The sequence below is a fragment of the Pseudomonas sp. HY13-MNA-CIBAN-0226 genome (assembly GCF_040310305.1).
Taxonomy (GTDB): Bacteria; Pseudomonadota; Gammaproteobacteria; order Pseudomonadales; family Pseudomonadaceae; genus Aquipseudomonas; species Aquipseudomonas gregormendelii.
In genome coordinates this window covers 38,356-59,497 of the sequence record NZ_JBEOPS010000004.1, presented here as the reverse complement: position 1 = coordinate 59,497, position 21,142 = coordinate 38,356, and the positions used below count along the sequence as shown (strand labels likewise).

The window sequence follows — 21,142 nt, the reverse complement described above, 5'->3', positions numbered from 1 at the left end:
CCCTTAACCGCGTGGAGTCGCGGCAGCCACTTTCACAACCGAGCCCGGCGCGACCTTGGCAGGTGCGACTTGTGGCAGGTTGCTGGCTTCCAGCGCTTGTCGTTGTTGGGCGAGTGCCGCGAGGGTTTGCTCGCTGGCCATCGGAATCACTTCAGGGGTGACCGGTGAGCCGGGACGTACACGTTGCAGGCCCTTGACGATCACCGTGTCATCTTTGCTCAGGCCGCTGCGCACGATGCGCAACCCTTCGATCTTCGGCCCCAGCTCGACCGCGCGGTAAGCGGTGTTGTTGTCGCCATCCATCACCAGCACGAACTTCTTGCCCAGGTCAGTACCGACCGCTTCATCGTTGATCAACACGGCGGAGTAGGTGCCGCTGCCGACCAGTTTCAGCCGCGCATAAAGGCCTGGGGTGTAGGCGCCGTCAGTGTTGTCGAATACCGCGCGACCACGGATGGTGCCGGTTTTCGGGTTGACCTGGTTGTCGACAAAGTTCATTACACCCTGATGCGGGTTGCCGTCTTCGTTGGACAGGCCCAGGTACACCGGAGTGGTTGCACCGCGTTTGCCCTGGCGCGCCAGCTGGGTGTACTTGAGGAACACGCGCTCGTCGGCGTCGAAGTAGGCATAGACCTTATCGGTGGAAACCACGCTGGTCAGCGCCGTGGTGTCGGCCGTCACCAGGTTGCCGGCGGTGATCTCCGCACGGCTGACGCGACCGCTGATGGGCGCGGTGACTCGGGTGAAGCTCAGGTTCAGTTTCGCCAGGTCGAGTTGCGCTTGCAGAGCGCCGACGGCTGCGCGGGCTTCTTGCGAAGCACTGGTGCGCGAATCGGCCAGCTCTGCGGAAATCGCATTGCTGCTGCGCAGGCGTTCACCGCGCTGGGCTTCGTTTTCACTGCGGGTGGCGTTGGCGCGCGATTGCGCAACCAGGGCTTCGAGGCGGCGGACCTCTGCCTGGAACGGACGCGGGTCGATCTGGAACAGCAGGTCACCTTTCTTGACAAGCGCGCCTTCAGTGAAGGCTACTTCATCGATCTGCCCGGAAACCCGCGGACGAATTTCCACGGTCTCCGGCGCTTCGAGGCGCCCGGTGAATTCGTCCCATTCGTTGACTGGCTGTTCCAGCACCTTGGCCACGCTGACCTTGGCAGCTGGCATGGCGGCCGCTGTCTCCGGCGTCTTGCCGCAGGCGCTCATCACCAGTACGGCCAGCATGGCCAACGGGAAGCGCAAATGTTTGAGTGACTGTTCCATGGATGCATCCGCCAATGTATTAAGAATGGACGGATGATGATCGGCGGGGTTGTATCGCACGAATCGAATGAAGCGAAGGTAACTATCATTCGGAATGATATAAGAATCAATTCAGCCCCCTAGCATGCGCCTTTCGTTAGGGGGCTATCAACATGCTTGATGGTAATTGTTTGTTGCGGGACGTGTAAGGATTGGTCTCTGCCCGACAATGAGTCGGTAGTCGTGGGTCGGGCGAAGGCCGTCTTGCTTTTTGCCGCTCATCTAAACCGGCTTTCGGCCTTTAATGCCCCGGTAGCTCAAGACTGTCCGGATCCCCGAAAAACATCTGGATGCGCGAGCGCAACCAGCGTTCTCCAGGATCGTTGTCCTGCGAGCCACGCCAGGCCATGTGCAGCTCGAAACTGCGCACTGGCAAAGGCGGGTCCTCGGCGCGCACGCCGCCGGCGGCAGTCAGAGCGTCGGCGGTGTAATCGGGCACGGTGGCGACAATATCCGTCCCGGACAGCAACGTGCTCAAGCCGTTGAACTGCGGTACCGCGAGCACGACGTGGCGCTTGCGCCCGAGTTTTTCCAGCTCTTCATCGATAAACCCGCTCAGGTCGCCGGCGAACGACACCAGCGCATGGGGGCGGGCGCAGAAGTCGTCCAGGCTCAGGGGGCCCGGCACCGTATCGGCACGCAGCAATTTGGGCATGCTGCGGCGCAGCACCTTGCGTTTGGCGTTGGCCGGCAGGTCGGCGGTGTAGCTGACGCCGATGGAGATCTCGCCCGAAGCCAGCAAGGCCGGCATCAGGATGTAGTTGGCGCGGCGCACTACCAGCACGATCCCTGGGGATTCGGCGCGCAGGCGCTTGAGCAGCATCGGCAGCAGGGCAAATTCGACATCGTCCGACAGCCCGATGCGAAATACCGCCGTGCTGGTGGCTGGGTCGAATTCTGCTGCGCGGCTGACGGCCGTGGAAATCGAATCCAGTGCCGGGGAGAGCAGGGCAAAGATCTCCACTGCCCGTGCGGAAGGCTCCATGCTGCGTCCGGTGCGCACGAACAACGGATCATCGAACAGCCCACGCAGGCGCGAGAGCGCGGCGCTGATCGCGGGCTGGCCAAGGAACAATTTCTCCGCAGCGCGGGTCACACTGCGCTCGTGCATGAGTGTTTCGAATACGATCAACAGGTTCAGGTCGACACGACGCAGGTCATTACGATTCATCTGGAGTCCTGGCAGAGTCAAGGCTTGACGGGGGCGGTCATATGAGAACAATGACCGGCATGAATCTTACGGGGAAAGGCTGGTACTCTGCACCGAATAATTCATTTTTACCGATGCAGTTCGCCCATGTCCTGGCCAACCGTTGATCCTTTCGAGGGTGCGGAATCAATGACAGGCATGTCGACTATTAATAGCCACTGATAGTCTTGGCTACAAAGCCCATATAGAGTTCGGGGCATTAGAGGTTTCTTTGACGAGGTTTGCGATGTCACGCACGATCCGTTTTCACAAGTTTGGTCCGGCCGAGGTGCTCAAATGCGAAGAGCATGCGGCTGCTTTGCCCGCACCGGGCGAAGTGCAGGTGCGCGTCGAGGCGATTGGCATCAGCTGGTACGACATTCTCTGGCGCCAGAACCTGGCTCCCTCTCATGCTCGCCTGCCTTCGGGCCTGGGGCATGAAATGTCTGGCGTGGTCACGGCGCTCGGAGAGGGCGTCGACGATCTGGAAGTGGGCGACAAGGTTGCCAGCTTCCCGGCGCAGAGCCCGAATGATTACCCGGTGTACGGCGAACAGATTGTACTGCCACGCACTGCGCTGACCCGTTACCCGGATGTACTCAGCCCGGTTGAAGCCAGCGTGCACTACACGCCGCTGTTGATCGCCTATTTTGCTTATGTCGACCTGGCACGGGTCAAACCCGGCCAGTTCGCCCTGGTCACTGACGCCAGCCACTGTGCCGGTCCGTCTTTTGTGCAACTGGGCAAGGCGTTGGGCGTACGGGTTATCGCGGCGACGAAGAATGCCGAAGAGCGGGAAAACCTGCTGTCCCTCGGGGCGGAAAAAGTCATCGTCACCGAGGAACAGGATCTGCTGATGCAGATCAACAAGATCACCGATAACCGTGGCGTTGACGTGGTGTTCGATGGCTTGGGTGGCCCGCAGATGTCAATGCTCGGCGATGTCCTTGCACCCCGTGGCAGCCTGGTGCTGTACGGTCTGCAAGGGGGCAACCAGACGCCGTTCCCGGCCTGTGCAGCGTTCCAGAAGAACATTCAGTTCTTCGTCCACTGCATCGGTAACTTCACCGGCAAGCCGGAACTGGGCATCGTCCAGGACAAGGTGTCGCTGCAGCGTGCCCTGCGCGATATCAACCAGCTGACGGCGGACCGCGTGCTGCTGCCACTCAAGACTCGGGTGTTCCCGTTTGCCGAGTTCGTCGAAGCCCACCGCTACATGGACGAATGCCCATGCCGCGAACGGGTCGCGCTTCAAGTCGAACCGGCCTGACGTCCCCCCCCTGAAAAAGTCCGTGACCCACACGGACTTTTTTGTTTTCGGGTTTTAAACAAACCTCCTGTTTCTCTTCCGGGCAACCTGTTCAGCAACTGAACTGGTTTTTCCCCACCATCTGTATCTTCTAATCAGCCAGTAAGCCTTGATAATTGAACGATTGCTTTCATCTCAAGGAATGTGTCATGACTGAGTGTCAAGTTGTTACTTTTCAGTACAGTCCGTTGATATGCGCCAAACAATCTGTTGATCGTCTTTCAGTGATCAAAAACGCACTTGTAGCTTTATTCCTAAATTCTCGTAGTAATTATCTGTCAGACATTGTGGGATATTTCCTAGGACGCAGAGTAAGCCTTCTAACTCAAGGCTTTTGAGCGGATTCTTTGAAACTATCGGTGATGAAGCCTTGGGCGCGGCTCATTTATTTCAAATAATGTCTTGTTCCTTTAAGTGCTAGCATTTGGTAATAAATCTCCGTCGTCAGAATGGAACGGGCAAAGCGCTGCGTAAAAATTATTTGCGCGGGTCGTGATATCGATTTTCCAGCACCAGGTATATAAATATGACCAGCATCCATGATCAAGCCATGAACCATGTCTACCAACAGATATTGCAACGGCTACTGGGTTTTTTCTCTCGCGCCGAACGCACGGCGTTACAGCTGTTAATTCAGCGCCTGGTAGTTGCCGCAGGTGGCATGGAGCGCCTTGCCGATTACAAGGTATTGGCGATTCAGACCGGGTCCCGGGACAGTTGTTACACCCTGGCGCTGTTGCGTGCAGCACAGTTGAGCATCGCCGGCCGGGCACCGGCCACCTTCCAGCTGCGTGTCGCGTCGTTGCAGCAGAGCGGCGTCAGCGCCACGGCGCTGGAGAACATCCACAACAGTTACAGCGCTTTGTTTCTTTATGACGACCCGCGGGTCGAAGTGCTGAGGGTCGACAATCGCGAGGTGCTGCCGTTCACCCAGCCAGCGCCGATATCCGAGGCCGGCCGCGAGGTCAGCCGCCTGAACCTGCTGATGGTCGGACATCGCCGCGACAGCGATGATGCGCTTGATCTCTGGGACAACGGATTTCTCGCCACGGGCGAGTTCTATGGCCAGATCGCGCGGTGGGATGGTGGGGTAGACGCCTTGGTCAGTAGCGAGACACCACGCCAGCAGAAGCAATTTTTGTACGGCTTCAGGCGGGCGACCGCCAAGGCCGGCCTCCTGCCGTCGCGATACACTGAACACGGCTACGAAGATCTGTTCACGCTGCTCGATGAGCTCGGCCCGGAATACTATCAGGGGTTTGAGCCCGAGCTCATGCAGCCGCACTGGCGTCCCGCTGAACTGTTCGAAACCTGCCGGCGCGCGACCTTCATCGACATACACGACATGCTGGTCAGCAATCTTGAGCAGCGCTGGCCGCTGCTGACCGAATTCCTGGGCTTCCAGCCCGACGGACTGATGGCCTACGCGAGCGATAATGAGCTCGTCAGCCTTGAACTGAGCGCTCATGTACGCGGTTTGCAGGCCTGTTTCATGCACGGCGACAGCTATGAATCCGGGGTCGCCGAGTTCTTCCAGCGAGCACTGGTCATGATGCGCCGCAAGCAGCTATCGGATGGCTTGTGCCAGCAGGCTGCGCAAGTGTTTGGCCAAATCACCACGGATGCCGAACAGCGTGCCCTGGGCACTGCATATGCGCAGAAGAATCTTGGCCTGAGCGAAGCGCAGCTGGTGTGCCTGCTGTTCGCGCCTTTCGTCGACAAGGGCGCGAGGCTGGAGGGTTTCCTGCGCCGGTGCCATCCCGGGATGCTGATCGCCGTGCCGGATTTGCACCGAGCCATGCAAGGCCACGCTGTGCCCGAGCAGATCCTGCAATGGATGGTGGATGTCAGCGGCTTGCCGCTCGCGTTGATTGGCAAGCTTTATCGCATGGAGCGGGCAGTTGAAGATGCACCAGGCGCGTCCTCGATCAGCTGCGATACGGGCAACACCCAAGCGAGTGACTGGTCAACGGGGCGTTGAATGGCGTGCGAGAAACCGGCTTCGCCTACCAGGCGGTTTACCGCTACCTGACCCAACTGATCAATGAGTCGGCCAGGGACGCCCGGGTGCGCCTCCCTTCCTTGCGCCAATTGGCCGACCGCTTGAGCGTCTCGATCTCGACCATCCAGTCTGCCTACTCGCTACTGGAGAAAGAGGGGCGGGTTTACTCCTTGGCCAAGTCGGGGTACTACGCAGTGCCGGTGTCGTCAATCGATACCCTGGGCGATGGTGACGATCTGCTGGAAACCGTTTACGTCAACGCCCGAAACCCGTCCATGCTGGTGCTCAGCGCCGACGAGCCGACCCTGTTGCAGCCCCTGGACAGCCCTTTGCTGCTGCTGGAGCGGGAACTGCTACGCCAGTACCCGCGGCAGCCGCAATCGTCAGCGCAGCCCTGCGGCGAACTGGAACTGCGGGCGGCACTGGCGGCGCGGTATACCACCTCGCCACAGCGCTGCTGGCACGCCGAAGACGTGTACATCGGCGCGGATCTGCGTGGCGTGCTGGAGATCCTCATCGAGGTGCTGAGCCTCAGGCATTCCACGGTCGTGGTGGAATCGCCTTGCGAGTGGCCCGTGCTGCGCCTGTTCGAGTCGGCCGACGTCAAGGTCGTTGAATTGGCCGTACAAGCCGATGGCGAGCTGGATGTCGACACGCTTGAAAGGGCGCTGCAGCTGAATCCGGTGCAACTGGTGCTGTTGTCCTCGCGGTTGAATATGCCCCGCGCCAGCCTGGCGTCCGAGGACAACCGGCGCGCCATTGCGCGGCTGCTGGAGCGGCATGCCTGCTGGGTCCTGGAAAATGACTGTCACGGCGAACTCGGCTTCGATCCGGACGGCCTGCGCTTTCGCGACCTGCTGGACCCTGATCGGCTGCTGGTCTATTCAACGTTTGAAAAAATCATCGGGCCTGAGGCGCCCTTTGGCTATGTGCTTTCGCGGCAACTGCGCATGCAGTTGCAACGGCAATTTCTGTTGCGCTCGTTCCGATTGTCGCCGATTCGCCAGAAAGCCATCGCACGCCTGTACATCAACGGGCGGATTGATCAGCACCTTCAGGTGTTGCGTCGCCTGCTCAAGGATCGCTCGGTACAGATGAGCCAGTTGCTGAACGAACGACTGGGCGATGCCCTGAGCTTTGTCGAGCCCCAGGGCGGCGCAACGATCTGGGTACGCTCATTGCGCCAGGTGGATGTGCGCCGGGTGTTCCAGCGCCTGCTGCAACACCAGGTATTGATTGCCCCCGGCGAGTTGTTCAGTTTGCAGGGACTGCATGCGCAGCACATGCGTCTGAGCCATACCTTCGGCGGCGATCATGACCTGTCGGCCGCCATCGGCTTGCTCGGTGACGCGTTGCGCCTGGAGTCGCTGGATTAAGCAAAGCAGCCGGTGTCGTGCACGTGGGGGATCGATCTGATCGCGTTGTGGTCAAACTGCCAGTAAACTGCGATCCAATTCCCGAACCAATTGATTCCAGAGGTTTTGCATGACACTCAATCCTTTTGCGGGCAAACCTGCACCGGCAGAACTGTTGGTCGATATCCCGCGACTGGTAACGGCCTACTACACTGGCCAGCCCGACGCCGCCATCTCCACCCAGCGCGTCGCGTTCGGCACCTCCGGGCACCGCGGCAGCTCGTTCGATTTGAGTTTCAACGAATGGCACGTCCTGGCGATCAGCCAGGCCATTTGCCTGTATCGCCAGGCGCAGGGCATCGACGGCCCGCTGTTCGTCGGGATCGATACCCATGCATTGTCCACTCCGGCGGGCGCCAGCGCCCTGGAAGTACTCGCCGCCAACGGCGTCACCGTAATGATTGCCGAGGGTGACGAATACACCCCAACGCCGGCCATCTCCCACGCCATCCTGTGCTACAACCGTGGCCGTACCTCGGGCCTGGCCGACGGCATCGTCATTACGCCGTCGCACAACCCGCCACAAAGCGGGGGCTACAAGTACAACCCCACCAATGGCGGCCCGGCTGACACCCACATCACCAAGTGGATCGAAGCCAAAGCCAATGAACTGCTGGGCAACAAGCTCGCCGGCGTCAAGCGCATCAGTTACGAGCAAGCCCTGAAGGCCGAGACCACCCATCGCCACGACTACCTCAATACCTATGTCGCCGACCTGATCAACGTGATCGATTTCGATGCCATTCGCGCCGCCAAGCTGCGCCTGGGTGTAGATCCGCTGGGTGGAGCAGGGGTGCGTTACTGGTCAGCGATCGCCGATCACTACCAACTCGACCTCGAAGTGGTCAACAAACAAGTGGATCCGACCTTCCGCTTCATGACGGTCGACTGGGATGGCCAGATTCGCATGGACCCCTCGTCCAGCCATGCCATGCAAGGCCTGATCGGCCTCAAGGAACGCTTCGACGTGGCATTCGCTTGCGATCCGGACCACGATCGCCACGGCATCGTCACGCCGTCGGGTGGTCTGTTGGCACCCAACAGCTACCTCGCTGTGTCGATAGATTACCTGTTCCAGAACCGTCCACTGTGGCGCGCCGACGCTGCCGTGGGCAAGACCGTGGTCAGCAGTGGCCTGATCGATCGAGTGGCCAAGCGCCTGGGTCGGCGATTGTATGAAGTGCCGGTCGGCTTCAAATGGTTTGCGGACGGCCTGTTTGACGGTTCCCTGGGCTTTGGCGGCGAAGAAAGCGCCGGTGCCTCGTTCCTGCGCAAGGACGGTGGCGTCTGGAGCACCGACAAGGACGGTCTGATCCCGGCATTGCTGGCTGCAGAGATGACCGCCCGCACTGGGCGTGATCCGAGCCAGGCTTATCGCGCCCTGACAGATGAGCTGGGCGAACCGTTCTCGGTACGGGTCGACGCCAAGGCCAACCCGGAACAGAAAGCCTTGTTGAGTAAATTGTCGCCTGACCAGGTGACATCGACCCAACTGGCTGGCGAAGCAATCCAGAGCATACTCAGCCACGCACCGGGGAACGACCAGGCCATCGGCGGACTGAAAGTCATGACCGAAAACGGCTGGTTCGCCGCGCGCCCGTCCGGCACCGAAGATATCTACAAGATCTACGCCGAGAGCTTCGTCAGTGACGAGCACCTCAAGCTGCTGGTTGCAGAAGCGCAGACACTGGTGGACGGCGCTATTTCCTCGAAGTAATCAGGATAGGGGCACGCAACAGCAAAAGGGGCGACCGTTGAGGTTCGCCCCTTTTTTGCCTTGATGGCTTTGCCGTTCAAGCCAGGTCTACCAGCACCACTTCACTGTCTTCAATGGCAGTCACTCGCAGCACCTGCTCGTCTGCAATCGCCACACCGTCTCGAGCTTGTGCCTGCAAGCCATTGACTTCAATACGGCCTGTAGCCGGAACCAGGTAGGCGCGGCGGCCGCTGTCGAGGCGATATTCAGCTGTTTCCCCAGCCTTGAGGTTGGCCGCGACCAGGCGGGCATCCGCACGAATCCGCAGGCTTTCATCATCTCCCGCCTTGCCGCTGGCCAGGGTTACAAAACCTTCGCGTTGCCCCTTGGGGAACGGCTTGGCGCCCCAGGAAGGCGCCGATCCAGCTTCATTGGGAATGATCCAGATCTGGAAAATCCGCGTCTCGGTCGCTTCCAGGTTGTACTCGCTGTGGGCAATCCCGGTGCCGGCGCTCATGACCTGAACGTCTCCGGCTTCGGTGCGCCCCTTGTTGCCAAGGTTGTCTTCGTGGGTAATTGCGCCTTCACGGACATAGGTAATAATCTCCATGTCCCGGTGCGGATGCTTCGGAAAACCGGTGCCCGAGGCAATCACGTCATCATTCCAGACCCGCAGATTGCCCCAGTTCATGCGCTTGGGGTCACGGTACTCGGCAAATGAAAAATGGTGATGTGCGTCCAGCCAGCCATGATGAGCGCCGCCAAGGGAGGTAAAGGGTCTGAGTTCAAGCATGATCGTCTCCTGCCAAAAGGTGATTTATGGCGATCATCATCCATCAGTCACACATCGATAAAAAGCGTAAATAATGCCTCAATATAATCGAATTGCTCGATGTGTTGATGGCAGGATTTCTTCCGCTCGGCTAGCGATTCAACGATGATCTAGACTCGGTACGACATTGTGCGCAAGCTTGCTGGCGCAATCTCGACGAAACCATAGCCCCTAATTTCCGTCGACCCGCTCGACAAGCACGAGTTGTCGTCCGGGATTCCGGAAGCAATTAATGGCTACTCGGGTGATCAGGCCCTGTGGATTTCATGAGCAGAATTCTGAAGAACTCTAAAGTGGGTATCCAGCGCGCGATGAATCCGTTGTGCTGGTACTTGGCGCGTTTAATTGCTGTCTGAAAGTTCCTACATTCTCTAAGTAACAACGATATCAGTTTATTTCTGGTGTTGACATCCAAAAACAATGCTGAAAGTATCGCTCCCGGCCAATGATCTACTCGCTGGAATAAATAATTTTATAATCACTCGAAAAGTCATCATGTTTCAATTTTTAGCTGTGCGCAGCGCACACATAGGCGCAGTTTTTTGCACTTCCGAAACGGATGTAGGATTTTACTTACGCTAAAAAATAGAAATCGAAACATCGAATAACTAATACCCACCGCAACTCAACCTGCGCCGGTTTCAAGCTGACTCTCATGAAGACTGCAGAAATTCTGAAGACGATCCTATGGTTTCGGACGCCTGAGCCTGAACGAAATCGAGGTGCACAGGCGGTCCACGCTGCCCGCTGGCAAGGATGGTGCAAGGCAGTCATCCATGATGCGCGAGTAGGTGGGAAAGGTCGGCTTCATATCAGAATCTTTGTAGCCCTCAAACGTGATATCACGTTGGCGCTGATGGCGATCGGATTGCATACCGCGGCGGCTTTTGGCGCCGCAATCACCCTTAAATCACTGCTGGCGCAACTCATGCAGGGTGCCTCGCCAGTCCTCTCGAACATCACGCAGGGCGCCACCTGCCTTGCGCTGACTTACTGCGCCTGGCTGGCACTCAACCATACGTTCTTTCTCGCTGAACTGGTCGGTGTCGGAAGTCGTTCTTATGTTGAACAACGGCTTTTACTCAAACGGGCTGCTGCACAGAGCGATGCTTTCCCGCTCAGCCTGACTACGTTGTTTGACCGCGAGGCGGCACGTGTCGAATCGTCATGGTCAGGGTTGGTCACGATCACCCTGGCGCTAGCAACTGTCATCTTCACGTCCACGTTTTTCTTTTTTGCTCTGGGTGTTAGTGCAGTGGCCGCCTTGGCCGTCATTGCCGGCAGTTCACTGACCGTGTTCTGGATTGCCCAACGACTGAGCATGACCTATGAACAGCTGTCGTTGAACTCCACTCAGCGCATAGAAATAGGGGCATTCGCGACAAAAAATCGGCGCCAGGCCTGCCTGAAAAACTGGAATGCCGAATTGATTCGCGACTATGCCGCCAAACGAAACCTTGAAGAAGCCTCCCTGAAAAAAGCCGCCCGTCTGGTAGCGGCCATCAGCCTGATCTCGACCATGACGCCCATCGCCGCACTGTTGAGTTCGGCCCTGTTGCAACTGATCTACCTGGGCCACGTCGATATGCCTGGTGTGCTTGCAGCCATCGCATTGATCGGTGGACTGAGATCGGTCGCCAATAATATTCCGGACATTGTGCAGAGCATCTCTCAAGGGTTTGTCGGTCACCAGCATATAGAGCAATACCTGGATGGCTGTGAGCCCGGCACTCCAACTTGCGCAATGATGGCGATGCCTTCTACGACGGCGAAACATATCGCTATCGTCGGTGCTACAGGCAGTGGCAAGACGTCAGTGCTAAGAAAATGTGCGCAACGTTTTCCTGAGACTACCGGCCAGTCGATTTTCATTCCGGACGAGCCATGGATATTTACCGGCGGTGTTGGCGAAAACCTGAGTCTCTATCGCCGGGACTGTACAGGCGAAGAAGTGCGAAATGCCATTGCCCTTGCACGCTTGCCCGAGCAGTTCCACCTCGATTACATCAACGAGCGGAACTCTGGCCCCAAGACACACTGGGACGTTTCCAGGGGGCAGGGAAAACGCGTCGAACTGGTTCGCGCTTTGGTGGCGCAGCCAGATCGGATCTTCATTGATCAACCCACCTCGGGGCTGGACGGAGCGCTAGCCGAAGGATTGTTGAGGTCACTGCTGCGAGGCCCGTGGCGCGACACCAAGGTGATGTTTGTCACAGATAGCCCGGAAGAAAAAGACGCAGCGGAGGAAGTCTGGACTGTTTCAGACGGCATAGTCACTGACGTCCAAATCCAATACGCTGCCGCGCGCGCTCGACTTACCGCCGCACCGGCTGTACGTCCTGTTTCTGTCCCGTCGGCGCCAGAGGCAGATCGCTCGACGGTAAAAGACCCGGCAGAGCAGTCTCACGTCAGTTCCAGGTCAATGACCAGCAGCCTGATGAGCTTCGGCATCGGGATCATTACGCTGATTGCCTTCACCCTCCTGGCGCTCAAAGAAGTGTTCACCATTGCCGGCGACTACCTGATCGCCAGCGGATATCTTAGTACTCACCTACATGCATCCTTGATCGGACTGGCCGGCGTTTTGCTGGTGAGTGCTTTACTGTCGATTTCCGGAGCGTTGATGACGGTCAAGAAAAGCGTTGAGGCAGCGTCGGCACATTGCATCCGCTACTTCTCCCATTTTATGGCCCCTGGCCTGGATGAGCGCCTATCCCGGGAAGTCAATCGCGACAGCCAAAACAAGCTGACATGGGATCAGCGGCGCGTCGATGAAGTATTGCCCGTCCTGTTGCTGGAAACCGTCAGCGCGGCAACTTTGCTGTCCGTCACCACGGGCTACGTCGTCCTGAACAACATCTACGTACTGTTTCCGTTCATTCTAATGGGCCTGTTTTACTGGCGGGGGGCAAGACGCTCCGGCGAGTTGTTGCAGAGGTCCAATACCCGGGAAATCGACGCGACTGCCGTGTTGTTTTCACGCGTTCAAGCGCTGAACTGGGATGGCGGCCGATTTGACGGCACCACAAATAACGCAAGCATCCTGGACTGGTTGAGCGCCAGCCTGGCAACTAGGGCTTTCGCTTCTTTGGATAACGCGGCGACGCGTCGCTGGTACAGCTACAAACTGGACTTGATGGGCTTTTTTTTCCTGTCCGGCATCGTGGCTTCAACGATTTACTTTCACGCCACCGGCACAGCCACCATGGCTAACGTGCTGGCGCTGAGCCTCTCCTACAGCCTGATTGCGATTTTTGCGCGCTTGGGCAGATGCGCTGTGGAACTGCGACAAGTCCTCGATAGCGCAGATCGACTGGTGGTGGCTGGTACCTTCCCGGCGACAGCGCCAAGACGCCAACAGGCTCGCGACAATGCGCCACTGGTGTCGTTTTCAAATGTCACGTTTGTTAACCAGCGCAGCGGAACCACAGTACTTGAACAATTCGACCAGGCGTTTCACGAGAGTGATGTGGTGGTGATCATGGGAGCCAGCGGTGTTGGCAAATCAACCTTTGCCAATTTGGTGGTCGGCAGCTTGTTACCCAGTCAGGGACAGATCTCGACACTGGGTGGTACTGATGGGTATCTGGCAAGACAACATGCGGGAGAAGTGCAGTTGCTGACCTCCAGACCGATCTTCAAACCGGGCTTGCTTGTCGAACACTTCAATAGTCCGTCACGGGAAGAGCTCTACCAGAGAGCAGCTTATCTTGGACTTTCGGACGTTATCGACCGCTTGCCGGATGGATTTAATCAACAGGTTCCCTGGAGTGGTGAAATGAACCTGAGCAAGTCAGAACTTCAACGGCTCGCGTTGCTTGACCTGGCTGTGAATACGCCAGCCGTCGCCATACTTGACGAGGCCACCTCGGAGCTCAGCAGTGACGAAGAACTGCAGCTCATCAAGAAAGTGATTACTGCGCTGCCGCACACGTTATTTTTTATCATCACGCACAACCCTGAGCTTTCCACGCTTGGAAACAGAAATTTCAACTTCAACCATGAAAAGCGCCTAGTTGAAAAAACAGCATAAAAATATCCTCACAAGCCGTTATACATGCATTGTCAACATGGATTGCCCGCGCAGCGGGCTGCATTTTGGATCAGTTATTGCGTCGCTAACCCACAACTTCCCTTGAACGGGATTGCCCACTGGCTCATGCAGGCAGCTGTGCTGATCCACCGTTCCTTTAAGCGTTGCTTTTAAAACGTTTGGTATTTCTTGCCATTCGAGCTTCAATTCATCGCCTAACCCAATGACTCGCAAGCATTTCGCTAGAACTCCAGGTCAAATAAAGACACCATAGCGCCCAACAGCCTCACAGCCTGGAGTCCACCCGCGTGCCGCAACACACCCCCGATCTTCCTCCTGAACTTCGTCCGTTGGCAGAGATGCCATTGCTCAAACGCCTGGCCGCCCGGTTCTTTGGCCACGGCCTGACGCGCCTGCGTGCCCAGCACCGGGCGTCGTGGTTGCACGGGCAGGCGGATGGGTTTCGCAGCGGGCACAGTGCCGGGGTGGATTACGGGTATAAGGAAGGCAAGCTCGAAGGGCTTGAAGAGGGGCGGCAGGTTCTGTTGATTCGCGACTCGCGCAGCACCGAGCATCGCCCGCCCAACGTCGACGATTACCTGTTCGACGACTGGCGCCTGCCATTGACCGCCGAGTTGAAAAAACGCATGAAGGCCGATGTCGGACGGTTACTGCCAGCCCATGCCCAGCCGAGTGCTGCGCAGTGGAAGATGATCTTCAGCGACACTCCGTCGACCTCGGTGATTGCCGGTGCCGGAGCAGGCAAGTCGACGACCCTGGTGCTACGCATACTGCTGTTGACCCACTATCTGGGGTTCGAACTCGACTCGATGACCGTGGTGACTTTTACCCGGGAGTCACGCAAGGACTTCATCAACAAGCTGATCGAGATGTTTGCACTGTGGGGGCGGGCGCTGAGTTTCAAGGAGGCGCGCGACCTGGTGCGTACGTTTCACTCACGAATCCTGCCCCTGGTGCGCAGCTTGCCTGGATTCGAACGCCTGCAGGCCTTCGAGAACCTGAGCCTGCGCGCCACCGGCCAGGACGAAGAGGTCGACAGCAACCCGTTCGACCTGCGCATCAATGACGCCCAGCGCCAGCAGCTCAACGCCTGCTACCACAGCCTGCATACCCGTGATGCGCGCTTTCGCGACCTGATCACGCCACTGTCCCGGCATGCCCTGCAACTCAAGGAGCTGGAGCGCGATCACCCTGACGTGCAGAAACGCGTGGCGGTGACCCAACTGGCGGCCAATCGTGATGAAGAATTGTGCGATACCATCGAAGACCTATGGTTTCGCGCGGGTGCATGGCCGATCAAGGGCGTTGAGCCCAAGCGCCAGACGTTCGACATCAATGGCTCGACCTTCCATTGTCACGGCTACATTGCGACGCTGGATGCCTGGGTGGTGTTGGGTTTTGATCCACAGGAAAACCCACAGGTTAGCCGTGCAGGGTCAAAATTGTCGGTACGGGCGGAATGGGCGGTAAAGCGCACGTTGTTTCAAGCTTTCTGTCGTAAGCCATTGATATGGTTAGATACCTATCAATCTTCCAAACGAGTGCTAGCGTCGCTTGCCGGTGATGCCAGCACCGGTCCTGGCTTCGATTACAAGGTCAAGGGTGAGTTGGCTTCCGCGCCGCTGCTGGACTGTTTTGTCGCCGCCGCCGGGTTCATCGAGAACCTTGGCCTGGATGTCCCGACGGCCGTGGGTCAGATGAGCTTTGCCAAGGACGATCCCGACCGGTTCTTCTTCGAGGCGTTGAGCCTGTACTGGAGAGCCCTGGAAGATCATCTGCTGGACCAGAAACCACCGATCATGACTTATAACCGCATGTTCGCGTTGTTCAGCGAGCATTCGCCGGAAAACCTCAAGCTGCTGAGCAACGACCTGCTGCGCCCGCTGGCGCACTTGATGATCGATGAATTCCAGGACGTTTCCCCGCAGATAGTCTCCTGGATTCGCGCCAGCCTGGCCGAGATCCGCAGTCGCGGTCCCGCCATGCATGTTGGCCGAGGCGCTCAGCGTTCTTCGTTGTTGTGCGTGGGCGATGATTGGCAGTCTATTTACGGCTGGCGGGGCAGTTCGCCCAGCTATTTCATGGATTTCAACAAGGAGTTTGCGTCGCCGAGCACCACCAAGGTCATGCTCAGCGACAACTATCGCAGCCATCAGCACATCATCGATGCCGCCGAACACATCGTGCGGGCTGCTCCAGCCATTGCCGGGAAGAAAGCCAAGGCGAGCGGTGCACCCAAGGCGCTGTTACCGGTAAATGTGCTCGATCGGGATGATCAGGGCATGGCCAACCGGCTGATGGAACACTACCGTCAAGGCCATTCGATCTTGATGTTGTATCGAAAAAGCAGCGATAAGCTGTTGATTGAACAGCATATTCAGCCTGTACTTAATGTAGATTCTAACTTGCCGTATGAAGCGCGCCGGTTGAAACAGCTGACTTATCACAGTGCCAAAGGCCTCCAGGCCGACGCCGTGTTCCTGCTGGGAGACTGCCAGCACCTGACCAGCTCCCCCTACAAGAACCAGGTGTACCGTATGGCGGGGTTAGGCAAGGCGGGCGACAACGAGGCCTACGACAATGCGCAAAAGGACGAGATCCTGCGCTTGGCCTACGTCGGCATTACCCGGGCGGTGAGCCACTGTTACTGGTACGTCGATGCCCAGGACACCCAGGCAGCCAATTTGCCCAAGGCTTCTGATCGGGTCGGCAAGGGCAAGGCGTTCTTCGCCGATCACCGGGCAACCAAGACCCCGCTTGAAAAGGCATGACACCTGTGGCGAGGGACTTTGTTGTGGTAAGGGAGCTTGCTCCTGCTTGGCGGTAAAACGACCCCGCTCTTGAGCGCCAAAGATTTCAGGCATAACTCCTAAACGAAACCGGCGGAACAAACGCTTCAAGCTCGTCCTCCACCGCTTCAATGATGCGCTCCACATCCGCAGCGTTCATCACCGTCGCGCACGGAATACCGGCTATGGCAATCATGGTCTCGCCACTGACCCGATCAAACAGGCGGGCAATCATGCTCCCCGGCGCGTCCATGCTCGCCTCGAAGCCCATGGGATGAAAATGCCAGCGCATCAGCTGGCAGGCATTTGGGAACGTGACCTTGCTAAACCCTTTATTCATGTATTGCCCGCCTTCTTCATCGAGCGCTTCCGTTAGCTCATGTTAGGAGGGAAGAGCCTTCAATGGCTCAACCGGTGACTGCCATTAAAAGTAGCATCCGGATGTGAAAATCCTGTGGCTTTTTCAAACCGTTTGGCGATTGGCTGGCATTTTTTTGATGCAGATCACGCTTGGGCGCAATAGCCGGCAGCGATTCGCACTCATGGCACCTTCCCTGACCATTGAAGCGCAGGCGGAACTTGGGCAAGCTCGGGTTTTTTCATTGAGCCGTTTATGCACACCGACGATGACGGACCGCAACAGACCCTTGCCACCAGCGAAACGGTCATGCGTTACCACTTGCGCTGGAAGCACCGGGACCTGGACGGGGTAATGGCCCTTTACCACCCGCAGGTGCAGTACAGCGATTTCTTCCAGAATCGGGTAATGGAGCTGGCCGAATTGCGCGAATACGTGCGCAGCAGCATGCCCCGCGACCCCGACGAAGCGTTGGAACATAGCGACAGGATCCGCATCGACGGCGATACCGCTTTTATCCAGTACCGCATTACCCTGCGCGGCGGCGAGGGTCTGGTGTCATTCCGCGCCAGCGAAGCGATAACCGTGCGCGACGGCTTGATATGGCGGGTCAACGAGTACGCTTCACTGGTGCACGAACAATCCGGCAACAAGCCAACCGGCGACCGCCCGGCCGTCAGTCGACTCGGCTTGTCACCCCGGCAGTTGAGCTTCATGGCCGAAGACCTGCAACAGTATTTCCAGCGTCAGCAACCTTACCTAGATCCAGAACTCGACCTGCAGCGGGTGGCTGACGAGTGCGGGTACAGCCGGAACCAGATTTCGTACCTGTTGAATCAGGTGCTTGGCCAGAGCTTCTATCGCTACGTCAATCAGGCGCGATTGCAGCACCTGCTGGCCGCGCTGGATTCGGCCACGCCACCGCTGCGGGTCGATGAACTGGCCTTTGCCGCCGGGTTCAACTCGCTGTCGGCCTTCTATAGCAGCTTTCGCCGGCACACCGGGCAGTCGCCAAAAGCCTATGTCAAACAAATTTCTTTGCGTGCACGCGCGCAAGACAACCACTGAGACCACGCACTAGGATCACGTCATTGAAGTTCAGTGGCGGAGTCCAGCATGCCAGCATGGCGCACTATCAGTTTATGGATGGATCAGCTCGATGATCCTTTGACAGCGCGTGCGGCGCTGGAACAAGACCTGGATGTCGACGTGGCCATCATTGGCGCCGGCTACACCGGACTCTGGACAGCGTATTACCTCAAGCGCCTGGCACCGGGTTTGAACATCGCCATCATCGAGGCGCAAACCGCAGGCTTCGGTGCATCCGGGCGCAACGGTGGCTGGTTGATGGGCAATCTGCTCGGTGAAGACCGGCTGCTGGCGAACCTGTCCCCCGAAGATCGCCGCGCCTCCTTCGACTTGCTGCACGCTATCCCTGACGAAGTGGAGATCGTCCTCGAACGCGAGGCTATCGACTGTGATTACCGCAAAGGTGGCGCCCTGTATTGCGCGGCCCGCTACCCCGAACAGGAGACCAGCCTGCGGCGTTACCTGGACGGCCTTTACCAACAAGGCCTGACTGAAAAAGATTACCGCTGGCTCAGCCCCGAGCAACTGGCGCAGCAGATTCGCCTCGCCAAGCCATACGGCGGCATTTACGCCCCTCATGTGGCCACCATCCACCCTGCCAAACTGGTTCGCGGCCTGGCCCGCACGGTCGAGCGCATGGGCGTGCGGATCTACGAGAACAGCCCGGTCAGCCATTGGCAGTCGGGGTCGTTGCGTACGGACAAGGTACAAGTGCGCAGTCGCTGGATCGTGCCGGCCGTAGAAGGTTACTCCGTCACCTTGCCACCGCTTGGGCGGTATCAATTACCTGTGCAGAGCTTGCTCGTTGCCACCGAGCCATTATCCGCCGCCACCTGGGATGAAATTGGTCTCAGTCGCGGCCAGGCATTCAGCGAAAGCAGCCGTCAGGTCACCTATGGCCAGCGCACCGCCGACAATCGCCTGGTGTTTGGCGCCCGGGGTGGCTACCAGTTCGCCGGCAAGCTGCGCCACAACTTTGACCTGACAACCCACGAAGTGGAGTTGCGCCGGTATCTGTTCGGCGAGCTGTTCCCTCAGCTCAAGAACGTGCGAATTACCCACGGCTGGGGTGGCAACCTGGGCATGTCCCGACGTTTCAAGCCCCACATGCTGTGCGATCAATCCGGCGGCATTGCCTTGTCCGGTGGTTATGGCGGGGAGGGCGTGGGCGCCAGCAATTTGGGCGGGCGCACCTTGGCCGACCTGATCCTGGAGCGCGACACCGAACTGGTTCGCCAGCCCTGGGTCATTCCCCAGGCCGGCCTGGCCGCCCTACGGGCCTGGGAGCCAGAGCCCTGCCGGTGGCTGGGCTACAACGCGATCATCCGCAGCTTCGTCCACGAAGACCAGACCCTGGCTAACCCGACCAGCGCGCCCTGGCGGCGCAAGCTGGCGAGTGGCGTGGCGGGTTTCATGGAAGGTTTCATGCACTAAACAGCGTTTTCAACGACAGGTACTCCCCATGAGCATCACCCAATTCAAGAACACTGCCACCCTGGCACTGGAAGAATCCAACCCGGTCGCCGTGCCCCTCGGCACGCCAGTGGCTGTAGCCTCAACCACTAGTGTCGAGCGCGACGACGGGGTGGAAACCGGCGTCTGGGAATGCACACCGGGGCGCTGGCGCCGGCAGATCGTGGCCCAGGAATTCTGTCATTTCATCCAGGGCCGCTGCACCTTCACCCCGGACGACGGCGAAACCCTGCACATAGAAGCCGGCGATGCGTTGATGTTGCCCGCGAACAGCCTCGGCACCTGGGATATCCAGGAGACCGTGCGCAAGACTTACGTCCTGATTTTCTGATCCTTTGATTGCCTGCCAAAACAACAACCCAAACAGGAATCGACTCATGCTGCGAAAGACCCTGACCCTGGCCCCCCTTGCATTGGTCGCGAGCCTCAGCCAGGCGGCCGAGACTGTGAAGATCTACAACTGGTCGGACTACATTGCGCCCGACACCACGAAGAACTTCCAGAAAGAAACCGGCATCGGCTTCAGCTACGACGTGTATGACAGCAACGAAACCCTCGATGGCAAGTTGATGACCGGCAAATCCGGTTACGACGTGGTGTTTCCGTCCAACCACTTCATGGCTCGGCAAATCCAGGGCGGGGCGCTGAAGAAGCTCGACAAGAGCCAGCTGCCCAACTGGAAGAATCTCAACCCGGTGCTGCTCAAGGCGTTGCAGACCAACGATCCCGGCAACGAGCATGGTTTTCCTTACCTGTGGGGCAGTACCGGCATCGGCTACAACGTGGCCAAGGTCAGGGAAGTGCTGGGGGACAACGCGCCGGTGGATTCCTGGGACCTGATCTTCAAGCCCGAGAACATGCAAAAACTGCAGAAATGTGGCGTTGCGATACTCGACAACGGCCCGGAACTGTTGCCGGCCGCCCTGAACTATCTGGGCCTGCCACACCACAGTAAAAACCCCGAAGACTACAAGAAGGCTGAAGCGCTGCTGATCAAGGTTCGGCCTTATGTCAGCTATTTCCATTCATCCAAATACACCAGCGACCTGGCCAATGGCGATATCTGTGTGGCGGTCGGTTTCTCCGGGGACATCCTGCAAGCAGAGACCCGCGCCAAGGAAGCCAACAATGGCATCGAAATCGGCTACGCCATTCCCAAGGAAGGCGCGGCGATCTGGTTCGACATGGTAGCCATGCCCGCCGACGCCCCCGACGAAAAGGCTGGCTATGCCTTCATGAACTACCTGCTGCGTCCGGACGTCATGGCCAGCATTACCAACCATGTGCACTACGCCAATGGTAACGAGCAGGCGGACGGCCTGGTTGACCCTGCGATCAAGAACGATACCAAGGTTTACCCGAGTGAGGAGATGATGGGCAAGCTGTTTGCGCTGGAAGCCATGCCGCTGAACATCGACCGGATTCGTACGCGGGTGTGGAACAAGATTCGTACGGGGAGTTAAGCGCGAATCGATTACCTGAGGGGTTTATCGACCCACCCCCACACAAACGGCCTGTCATTCCTGACAGGTGTTTGTGTGCGTGTCCCGGGTTAATCAACACTCCAAAGCCAGCACAAGCCACTGCAAGTAACCGACTCGACAGAGAGCAAACATCGGCCTCAATCACCCTGTTTGCTC

At 58.2% G+C, this 21,142-nt stretch carries 14 protein-coding genes; 10 read left to right on the top strand and 4 right to left on the bottom strand.

What is annotated here, in order from left to right; genetic code table 11:
* Nucleotides 1-3: 3 nt before the first annotated feature.
* Entirely contained in the window at nucleotides 4-1,257 is a 1,254-nt protein-coding gene (gene mexE / locus AAEZ05_RS05620) for a multidrug efflux RND transporter periplasmic adaptor subunit MexE (RefSeq protein ID WP_045058369.1), read from the bottom strand.
* Nucleotides 1,258-1,537: 280 nt separating this feature from the next.
* Nucleotides 1,538-2,467 carry a LysR family transcriptional regulator gene (locus tag AAEZ05_RS05615; protein WP_045058370.1) on the bottom strand — a complete coding sequence of 310 codons (930 nt, stop codon included), beginning with the start codon at nucleotides 2,465-2,467 and terminating at the stop codon, nucleotides 1,538-1,540.
* Between the two features lie 265 nt (nucleotides 2,468-2,732).
* On the opposite strand from AAEZ05_RS05615, the gene AAEZ05_RS05610 reads away from it, so the two are divergent.
* The 4 genes from AAEZ05_RS05610 (at nucleotide 2,733) to pgm (ending at nucleotide 8,928) form a co-directional block, all read left to right on the top strand.
* On the top strand, nucleotides 2,733-3,755 hold the full coding sequence (locus AAEZ05_RS05610) for a zinc-dependent alcohol dehydrogenase family protein (protein ID WP_350646774.1): 1,023 nt from the start codon (nucleotides 2,733-2,735) through the stop codon (nucleotides 3,753-3,755).
* A 565-nt stretch (nucleotides 3,756-4,320) separates the two neighbouring features.
* A complete protein-coding gene (locus tag AAEZ05_RS05605) occupies nucleotides 4,321-5,775 on the top strand; it encodes a hypothetical protein (RefSeq protein ID WP_350646773.1) in 1,455 nt (484 codons plus the stop codon).
* The gene (locus AAEZ05_RS05600) at nucleotides 5,772-7,172 is read left to right on the top strand and encodes an aminotransferase-like domain-containing protein (protein ID WP_350646772.1); all 1,401 of its coding nucleotides are present in this window, start codon (nucleotides 5,772-5,774) and stop codon (nucleotides 7,170-7,172) included. Before AAEZ05_RS05605 ends, AAEZ05_RS05600 begins: the two co-directional genes overlap by 4 nt.
* A 109-nt stretch (nucleotides 7,173-7,281) precedes the next feature.
* Nucleotides 7,282-8,928, top strand: a complete 1,647-nt coding sequence (gene pgm, locus AAEZ05_RS05595; protein WP_045058373.1) for a phosphoglucomutase (alpha-D-glucose-1,6-bisphosphate-dependent) — start codon at nucleotides 7,282-7,284, stop codon at nucleotides 8,926-8,928.
* A 76-nt stretch (nucleotides 8,929-9,004) separates the two neighbouring features.
* On the opposite strand, the gene AAEZ05_RS05590 is transcribed toward pgm, so the two are convergent.
* Complete coding sequence (locus AAEZ05_RS05590) at nucleotides 9,005-9,700, bottom strand: pirin family protein (protein ID WP_350646771.1); 696 nt, start codon at nucleotides 9,698-9,700, stop codon at nucleotides 9,005-9,007.
* Nucleotides 9,701-10,394: 694 nt separating this feature from the next.
* On the opposite strand from AAEZ05_RS05590, the gene AAEZ05_RS05585 reads away from it, so the two are divergent.
* Both AAEZ05_RS05585 and AAEZ05_RS05580 read left to right on the top strand, forming a co-directional pair.
* Nucleotides 10,395-13,772 (top strand): ATP-binding cassette domain-containing protein, encoded by a 3,378-nt coding sequence (locus AAEZ05_RS05585; RefSeq protein ID WP_350646770.1) that lies wholly within the window; start codon nucleotides 10,395-10,397, stop codon nucleotides 13,770-13,772.
* 308 nt (nucleotides 13,773-14,080) lie between these two features.
* Nucleotides 14,081-16,564, top strand: a complete 2,484-nt coding sequence (locus AAEZ05_RS05580) for a UvrD-helicase domain-containing protein (RefSeq protein ID WP_350646769.1) — start codon at nucleotides 14,081-14,083, stop codon at nucleotides 16,562-16,564.
* An 85-nt stretch (nucleotides 16,565-16,649) separates the two neighbouring features.
* Here AAEZ05_RS05580 and AAEZ05_RS05575 read toward each other — a convergent pair whose 3' ends face one another.
* Nucleotides 16,650-16,922, bottom strand: a complete 273-nt coding sequence (locus AAEZ05_RS05575; RefSeq protein WP_045058376.1) for a DUF1652 domain-containing protein — start codon at nucleotides 16,920-16,922, stop codon at nucleotides 16,650-16,652.
* A gap of 273 nt (nucleotides 16,923-17,195) precedes the next feature.
* Between AAEZ05_RS05575 and AAEZ05_RS05570 the strand changes: the two genes are divergently transcribed.
* Genes AAEZ05_RS05570 through AAEZ05_RS05555 form a run of 4 tightly spaced genes read left to right on the top strand, consistent with a single transcriptional unit; the run spans nucleotide 17,196 to nucleotide 20,965 of the window.
* A complete protein-coding gene (locus AAEZ05_RS05570; RefSeq protein WP_045058377.1) occupies nucleotides 17,196-18,008 on the top strand; it encodes a helix-turn-helix transcriptional regulator in 813 nt (270 codons plus the stop codon).
* A gap of 48 nt (nucleotides 18,009-18,056) precedes the next feature.
* On the top strand, nucleotides 18,057-19,463 hold the full coding sequence (locus AAEZ05_RS05565) for an NAD(P)/FAD-dependent oxidoreductase (protein WP_350646768.1): 1,407 nt from the start codon (nucleotides 18,057-18,059) through the stop codon (nucleotides 19,461-19,463).
* 28 nt (nucleotides 19,464-19,491) lie between these two features.
* Nucleotides 19,492-19,833 (top strand): cupin domain-containing protein, encoded by a 342-nt coding sequence (locus AAEZ05_RS05560; RefSeq protein ID WP_122840473.1) that lies wholly within the window; start codon nucleotides 19,492-19,494, stop codon nucleotides 19,831-19,833.
* Nucleotides 19,834-19,879: 46 nt separating this feature from the next.
* Nucleotides 19,880-20,965 carry a polyamine ABC transporter substrate-binding protein gene (locus tag AAEZ05_RS05555; RefSeq protein WP_045058380.1) on the top strand — a complete coding sequence of 362 codons (1,086 nt, stop codon included), beginning with the start codon at nucleotides 19,880-19,882 and terminating at the stop codon, nucleotides 20,963-20,965.
* Nucleotides 20,966-21,142 lie beyond the last annotated feature (177 nt).